The sequence below is a fragment of the Thermohalobaculum sp. genome, from assembly GCF_058622915.1.
The window spans coordinates 1-4,756 of record NZ_JBZSYN010000066.1 but is presented as its reverse complement, the minus strand read 5'-3'; the positions used below and the strand labels follow the sequence as shown (position 1 = coordinate 4,756).

Annotated in this window: 5 protein-coding genes and 1 pseudogene; 2 read left to right on the top strand and 4 right to left on the bottom strand. The window is 70.8% G+C overall.

The genetic code is table 11. The features are described 5' to 3' along the window. The coding region (locus AC32QD_RS05565) for an Hsp70 family protein (protein WP_492009491.1) at nt 1-914 on the bottom strand (914 nt) is incomplete at its 3' end. A gap of 150 nt (nt 915-1,064) precedes the next feature. Continuing rightward, nucleotides 1,065-1,742: a hypothetical protein gene (locus AC32QD_RS05560; RefSeq protein ID WP_492009490.1), complete on the bottom strand. Its 678-nt coding sequence runs from the start codon at nt 1,740-1,742 to the stop codon at nt 1,065-1,067. A 100-nt stretch (nt 1,743-1,842) separates the two neighbouring features. Between AC32QD_RS05560 and AC32QD_RS05555 the strand changes: the two genes are divergently transcribed. Then, nucleotides 1,843-2,469 (top strand): alpha-ketoglutarate-dependent dioxygenase AlkB family protein, encoded by a 627-nt coding sequence (locus tag AC32QD_RS05555; protein ID WP_492009489.1) that lies wholly within the window; start codon nt 1,843-1,845, stop codon nt 2,467-2,469. Nucleotides 2,470-2,675: 206 nt separating this feature from the next. Here the strand turns inward: AC32QD_RS05555 and grpE are convergent, their stop codons facing one another. Next, entirely contained in the window at nt 2,676-3,323 is a 648-nt protein-coding gene (gene grpE / locus AC32QD_RS05550; RefSeq protein ID WP_492009488.1) for a nucleotide exchange factor GrpE, read from the bottom strand. Further along, nucleotides 3,323-4,423: a heat-inducible transcriptional repressor HrcA gene (gene hrcA / locus AC32QD_RS05545; protein ID WP_492009487.1), complete on the bottom strand. Its 1,101-nt coding sequence runs from the start codon at nt 4,421-4,423 to the stop codon at nt 3,323-3,325. Before hrcA ends, grpE begins: the two co-directional genes overlap by 1 nt. Before the next feature lie 144 nt (nt 4,424-4,567). Here hrcA and AC32QD_RS05540 point away from each other — a divergent pair. After that, nucleotides 4,568-4,756: pseudogene (locus AC32QD_RS05540) on the top strand (ribonuclease PH); the annotation flags it as partial.

Here is a 4,756-nt window from a genome sequence, read left to right as displayed (position 1 = left end):
TCGACCAGGCTCTCGTACTTGGCCCGACTGAGCTTCATGGTCAGGTGCTTGGGGCCCGAGGAGTCGGCGGTGATGTAGGGCAGATTGATCTCGGTCTGGGTGCCCGAGGACAGCTCGATCTTGGCCTTCTCGGCGGCCTCCTTGAGGCGCTGCAGCGCGAGCTTGTCGTTGCGCAGGTCGATGCCCTGCTCCTTCTTGAACTCGTCGGCGAGGTAGCCGACGAGGCGCATGTCGAAGTCCTCGCCGCCGAGGAAGGTGTCGCCGTTGGTCGACTTGACCTCGAACAGCCCCTCGGAGATCTCGAGGATCGAGATGTCGAAGGTGCCACCGCCGAGGTCGTAGACCGCGACCGTCTTGTCGCCCTTCTTGTCGAGCCCGTAGGCGAGCGCCGCGGCGGTCGGCTCGTTGATGATGCGCAGCACCTCGAGACCGGCGATCTTGCCGGCGTCCTTGGTGGCCTGGCGCTGGGAATCGTTGAAGTAGGCGGGCACCGTGATGACCGCCTTCTCGACCTTCTCGCCGAGATGGCGCTCGGCCGTCTCCTTCATTTTCTGCAGCACATAGGCCGAGATCTGGCTGGGCGAGTACTTCTTCGAGCGCACCTCGACCCAGGCGTCGCCGTTGTTGCCCTGGACGATCTGGTAGGGGACCATCTTGCGGTCCTTCTCGACCGTCGGGTCGGAGTGGCGGCGCCCGATCAGGCGCTTGACGGCGAAGATGGTGCCCTCGGGGTTGGTCACCGCCTGGCGCTTGGCCGGCTGGCCGACCAGCATCTCGCTCTCCTGGTTGAAGGCGACCATCGAGGGCGTGGTGCGCGCGCCCTCGGCGTTCTCGATGACCTTGGCCTGCGACCCTTCCATCACGGCGACGCAGGAGTTCGTGGTTCCGAGGTCGATTCCGATGACTTTCGACATAGTCAATTCCCTCTCTTGGCGATCGGCTGCAGGGTCCGGACACGGCCCCCTGACTGCGGTCCCGTTGCGGGTCCGAGGCTCACATTGTGTTCCCGGCGGCTATATAGGCAGCGGCCGGCGGGGCTGCAACGGGCCGGGCCGGCCGTCGCCTCACGGGCCCTCCAGCGCCCTGGTGATCGCCGGGTCGCCGATCAGGTAGACCAGGTGCTGGCGCAGCGCCGCGACCGCCAGCTCGTTGGTCTTCTCGTCGAATCCCGCGGTGCCGATGGTCTCCGCGCCCTGGGTCCGGCGCTGGCCCAAAAGCTTCCCGGAGCGGTCGAACACGTCCGCCTCGAACTGCCACTTCGCCTCGACCCGCACGACGGCGTGGGTCTGCCAGGCGCCGATGTGCACGACCAGAAGCCGCTCGGCGCCGGCGGCACGGGCCGCGGCCAGCGCCTGCGGGTCGGCGCCCGGCTTCACCGTCGGCACGGCGCTGGCGGTGACGCCCCGCGCCCGCAGGCCGGCGGTGATGGCGTCGGCGATCACGCCGGCGAGGGGCTCGTTGGACTTGGTGGTGACGTCGACGTCGTTGCGGTAGCGTCCGGAAATGGTGCCGACGAAGGCGGGCGACTTGTCGCCCTTGACGACGGCGGGCCGGTCGTCGATCACCGCGACGACGACGCTGTGGCTCGTTTTCACGTCGAGCGGCAGCCGCAGCGAGGAGTAGTCGTAGGTGCCGCCCAGGGACGTACCGAGCACCTGCTTGACCACGCCGGTGGTCCTGCAGGCGCCGAGGCTGGCCGCGGCGGCCACGAGGCCAACGGCCACAAAGAGACGATGCAGCATGGTCAGGCGCCCCCCGCTTCGAACCATCCGCGCCGACGATAGACCCGCGAGTCGGCCGGAGCAACGCGGAAAGACGGGCGCGCCCGAGGAAAGGCCGAGCATGTGCCGCGAGGACGACATCGAGATCATGGGCTTCCGGCTGACGCCCGGCTTCCTCGACCGCCCGGCGCAGGAGGCGATGGCCGCGGACATCCGCGCCGTGATCGCCGCGGCGCCGCTGGTGCGGCCGGTCACGCCCTGGGGCCGGCCGATGAGCGTGCGCATGAGCGCGGCCGGCCGGCTGGGCTGGGTGATCGAGCGCGGGCGCTATGCCTATGCAGCCGCCCACCCCGAGACCGGCCGGCCCTGGCCGCCGATCCCCATGAGCGTGCTGGCGGTCTGGCGGGCGGTCTCGGGCTGGGCGGACGCGCCCGACTGCTGCCTGGTCAACTGGTACGGCGAGGGCGCGCGCATGGGGATGCACCGCGATGCAGACGAGGGCGAGGCGGGCTTCGCCGCGCCGGTGGTCTCGATCTCGCTCGGCGACCCGGCGCGCTTTCGCATGGGCGGCACCAGCCGCAAGGGGCCGAGCGAGAGCGTGGTGCTGGGCTCGGGCGACGTGGTCGTGATGGGCGGGCCGGCGCGGCTGGCCTATCACGGCATCGAGCGGGTCTATTTCGGCCGGGACGATCTTCTGCCCGAGGGCGGTCGGATCAACCTGACGCTGAGGGTGGTGAAGAGCGCCTGAGCGCGCCACGCCGCGGGTATGCACATTGCACAGCCGCGTAACATATTGAAATCGCTAAGGTCTGCGAATCGGCATCGCTGTGCGCGGCGCGGATTGCCCGGCGTCTGGGCGGGCCCGGCCTGTGCCGCTTGGCCGCCCCGCTCGGCCGCCCCGCTTGGCCGCCTCGCTTGGCCGCCCCGCTTGGCCGCCAGCGTCCGGGGCGGCCCTCAGCCCGCGCCGTCGCCCGGGCCCGCGCCCGCCTCGGCCCCGGCCGCCTGCTCGGCCGGAGCGGCCTTGGCGACCCCGACCAGCGCGGGGCGCAGCAGCCGGCCGGCGATGGTGAAGCCGGCCTGGATCACCTCGATCACCGTGCCGGGCTTGGCGCCGGGGACCGGGGCCTCGTACATGGCCTGCTCGAAATGCGGGTCGAACTTGGCGCCGCGCTCGGGGCTGAACTTTTCGATCTTGTGCTTGGCGAAGGCGTTGAGAAGCTCGCGCCGGGTCAGCTCGACGCCCTCGATCAGCGGGCCGGCCGTCTCGCGCGACGCTTCGTCGGCATGGCTCAGCGCGCGCTCCAGATTGTCGTAGACCGCCAGCAGGTCGCGGGCGAGCTTGGTGCCGCCATACTCCGCCGCTTCCTGCCGTTCGCGGTCGGCGCGGCGGCGCACGTTCTCGCACTCGGCGAGCGCGCGCAGCAGCCGGTCCCTGAGCTCGGCGGCCTCGGCCTCGAGCCGGGCGACCGCGTCGGCGTCAAGCGCCTCGCCGTGCGAGTCGGGCGCGCCGGCCTGCGCGGCCTCGAGCTCCGCCGCGTGGTCGGCATCCCCGCCGCTGTCCGCCGTCCCGGTCTCCGCCTTCTTTGCCTTGTGCTTCGACATCACTCGCCTAGCCTCTCCTTCGCCTGATTGCCGCCGCCATCCCCGGCCAGTACCCGGCCGACGAGGCGGGCGGTGTAGTCCACGATCGGCACGATCCGCCCGTAGTTCAGTCGCGTCGGCCCGATCACCCCGATGGCGCCGATGATCCGCCGCCGCGCATCCGTGTAGGGCGAGATCACCAGGGACGACCCCGAGAGCGAGAATAGCTTGTTCTCGGAGCCGATGAACACCTTCACGCCGTCGCCCTGCTCGGCCAGGTCGATGAGTTGGGCGATGTCGCGCTTTGTTTCAAGGTCGTCGAACAGGAGCCGGATGCGCTCGATCTCCTCCTCGGCCTGGCCGGGCTCCAACAGGTTGGCGCGGCCGCGGATGATGAGGCGCTCGGGCAGGCCGGACTGGTCCTCGTTCCACAGCGCCACGCCGCGCTCGACCAGGCTGGCGGCGAGCGCGTCGAGCTCGGCGCGCGAGGCCTCGATCTCGCGCTGGATCACCTCGTGCGCCTCCGACAGCGTGCGGCCCCTGAGATGCGCGCTGAGGAAGTTGCCCGCCGAGACCATCGCCGCCGGCGTCAGTCCCGGCGGCGGGTGGAACAGGCGGTTCTCCACCTGCCCGTCCGCGGTGACCAGGATCGCCAGCGCCCGGTCATGGGCCAGCGGGATGAACTCGACATGCCGGATCGGCGCCTCCAGCTTGGGCGCGTAGATCAGGCTGGCGCAGTGCGACAGGCCCGAAAGCAGGGTGCCCGCCTCGTCGAGCATGCCGCCGATGTCGTCGGCATGGCCGGCAATGGAGCGCTCTATCCGGGTGCGCTCGGCCACCGAGATGTCGCCGATCTCGAGCACGCCGTCGACGAACATCCTGAGGCCCATCTGCGTCGGCACCCGGCCGGCCGAGACATGCGGGCTGCCGAGCAGGCCCATCTCCTCGAGGTCCTGCATGACGTTGCGGATGGTCGCGGGAGACAGCCCCATGCCGGTCGCGCGCGCCAACGTGCGCGAGCCGACCGGCTCGCCGGTGGCCAGATAGGTCTCGACCAGCTGCCGGAAGATCACCCGGCTGCGCTCGTTCAGGTCGTCGAGGCTGGTGGAGCTCTCGGCCATCCGTGGTGCTGCCGCTCCGCGTGAAAATCGGTCGCTGCTAGAGGTAATGACCGCGGATTGCCCGGTCAACGCGCCCGTGCGGCGCTGGACGCCCACGGCGCGGTTCGCTAAACGGGCGCCGACCACCACCGAGGGAGGCTACCTATGCGTCCATCCGGCCGCCGCGCCGACGAGATTCGCGCCGTCACCATTGAGACCGGCGTCACCCGCCACGCCGAGGGCTCGGCGCTGATCCGCGCCGGCGACACGCACGTGCTGTGCACCGCCTCGATCGAGGCCAAGCCGCCGCCCTGGCTCAGGGGCAGCGGGCTGGGCTGGGTCACCGCCGAGTAC